Genomic DNA, 2,623 nt, shown 5'->3' on the forward strand with positions numbered 1-2,623 from the left:
GTCCCGGTGCCGCCGAAGGGGCAGGCCACGAACCGCGACGCCGTCAATCCGGCCCGGCCCAGATAACCGACGGCCACGTCAGTCCCATCGGAAAACCGTTGGCGCATTTGGCGTTTTTCGTCCTGGACCCGTGGCTGTGCCCGGCGCCCGCCGGTGTGCCCGGCGAACTGTACGTGGCCGGGTCCGGGGTGGCCGTCGGTTATCTGGGCCGGGCCGGATTGACGGCGTCGCGGTTCGTGGCCTGCCCCTTCGGCGGCACCGGGACGCGCATGTATCGCACCGGGGACGTGATGCGTTGGGGCCCGGACGGTCAGCTGCACTACCTCGGGCGCGCCGACGATCAGGTCAAGATCCGTGGCCATCGGATCGAGCTCGGTGAAATACACAGCGCCCTCGCCCAATTGGACGGGGTGAAGCAGGCGGCGGTGATCGCCCGTGAGGACCGGCCGGGCGAGAAGCGACTCGTCGGCTATCTCACCGGCACCGCCGATCCGGCCGAGGCCCGCGCCCGGCTGGCCGAGCGGTTACCGGCCTACATGGTGCCCGCCGCGGTGGTCGCCGTCGACGCAATACCGTTGACACCCAACGGCAAACTCGACGTCCGCGCCCTGCCGGCACCGGACTATCACGGCCGTGATCAATACAGCGCCCCGGCCACCGCCGTCGAGCAGACCATCGCCGACATCTACGCCCACGTGCTAGGCGTCGACCGCGTCGGGATCGACGACTCCTTTTTCGACCTCGGTGGCGACTCGCTGTCGGCCATGCGGCTGGTGGCCGAAATCAACGCCGGTCTCGACGTCCACCTCGGCGTGCGGGCCCTGTTCGAAGCGCCCACCATTCGCCGCCTGGCGGGCCGCCTGGGCGCCGATGGGGGCGGGCGCCTGCCCCTGGTCGCCGCAGCGCGGCCGGCGGTGGTGCCGTTGTCGTTCGCCCAGTCGCGGTTGTGGTTCATCGGCCAATTGCATGGGCCCTCGCCGGTGCACAACATGGCCATCGCCCTGCAACTGCACGGGCGCCTCGACGACGCGGCGTTCGGCGCCGCGCTAGCCGACGTCGTGGCCCGCCACGAAAGCCTGCGGACCCTGTTCCCGGCGCACGAGGGCATACCCCAGCAACTGGTGGTCGAGGCGGGGGAGGCCGACTTCGGATGGCAGATCAGCGATGCGCGTGGGTGGTCGGCCGCCCGGCTGGGCAAGGCCATCGACACCGTGGTCGGCCCCCGCTTCGAGTTGGCCACCGAACTCCCGTTGCGGGCGCTGCTGTTTCGGGTGGACGACAACGAGTATCTGCTGGTTGCCGTGCTGCATCACATCGCCGCCGACGGGTGGTCGCTGACGCCGCTGGTGCGCGATCTGGGCGAGGCCTATGCCAGCCGTGTAGCCGGACAGGCCCCGGGCTGGGCGCCGCTGCCGGTGCAGTATGTCGACTACACACTGTGGCAGCGCGCGCAATTCGGCGAATTGCAGGACCCGCACAGCCTGATCGCCGGGCAGTTGCGGTATTGGGAACACACCCTGGCCGGAATGCCCGAGCGGCTGGAACTGCCGACCGATCGGCCCTACCCGATGGTGGCCGACTTCGGCGGGGCCAGCGTGGCGGTGGAGTGGCCGGCGGAGTTGCAGCAGCGGGTACGGGCGGTGGCCAACGCGCACAACGCCACGAGCTTCATGGTGGTGCAGGCCGCCCTGGCGGTGTTGCTGGCCAAGATCAGCGCGAGTTCGGATGTGGCGGTGGGTTTTCCGATCGCCGGGCGGCGCGATCCGGCCCTGGACGACGTGGTGGGCTTCTTCGTCAACACCCTGGTGCTGCGGGTCGATCTGGCCGGTGACCCCACCGTCGCCGAGGTCTTGGCGCACGTGCGCGCGCGCAGCCTGGCCGCCTACGAACATCAGGATGTGCCCTTCGAGGTACTCGTGGAGCGGCTCAACCCGACCCGCAGCCTGGCGCATCATCCGCTGGTGCAGGTCATGCTGGCCTGGCAGAACACCGATGCCGCCGAACTGAGCCTCGGCGACGTCCGGGTCACCCCGGTCCCGGTAGAGACCCGCACCGCGCGAATGGATCTCGCGTGGTCGCTGGCCGAACGCTGGACTCGGGACGGCCGGCCCGCCGGGATCGGCGGCGCGGTGGAGTTCCGCACCGACGTGTTCGACACCGCCACCATCGAAGCCCTGGTGTGCCGGCTGCATCGGGTGCTGACGGCCATTACCGCCGACCCCACCGCGCGGTTGTCGTCGATCGACGTGCTGGGCGCCAACGAGCACGCCCGCCTCGATGCGATCGGCAACCGGACGGCGCTGACGCGCGAGGCGCACCCACCCGCGTCGATCCCGGAGGTGTTCGCTGAGCATGTCGCGCGCGCGCCCGAGGCGGTGGCCATCACCGACGGATCGTGTTCGTGGACCTACCGTGAACTCGACGAGTCCGCGAACCGGTTGGCGCACTTGCTCGTTCACCACGGCGCGGGACCGGGCCAGTGCGTGGCGCTGCTCGTCGAACGCTCCGCCCGGGCCGTCGCCGCGATCCTGGCCGTGCTCAAGACCGGCGCCGCGTACCTGCCGATCGACCCGGCGCTGCCGGCGGCCCGGATCGACTTCATGCTCACCGATGCCGCACCGAC

Annotated in this window: 2 pseudogenes; one reads left to right on the forward strand and one right to left on the reverse strand. The window is 70.5% G+C overall.

Annotation, left to right across the window (positions count from 1 at the left end):
• Positions 1-86, reverse strand: a pseudogene (locus tag A5646_RS30440) (hypothetical protein); the annotation flags it as partial.
• Here A5646_RS30440 and A5646_RS18105 point away from each other — a divergent pair.
• Positions 81-2,623 (forward strand): annotated as a pseudogene (locus A5646_RS18105) (condensation domain-containing protein); the annotation flags it as partial. The pseudogenes A5646_RS30440 and A5646_RS18105 sit on opposite strands and share 6 nt — an antisense overlap.

Source organism: Mycobacterium sp. 1245499.0 (genome assembly GCF_001673615.1).
GTDB classification, from domain to species: Bacteria; Actinomycetota; Actinomycetes; order Mycobacteriales; family Mycobacteriaceae; genus Mycobacterium; species Mycobacterium europaeum_A.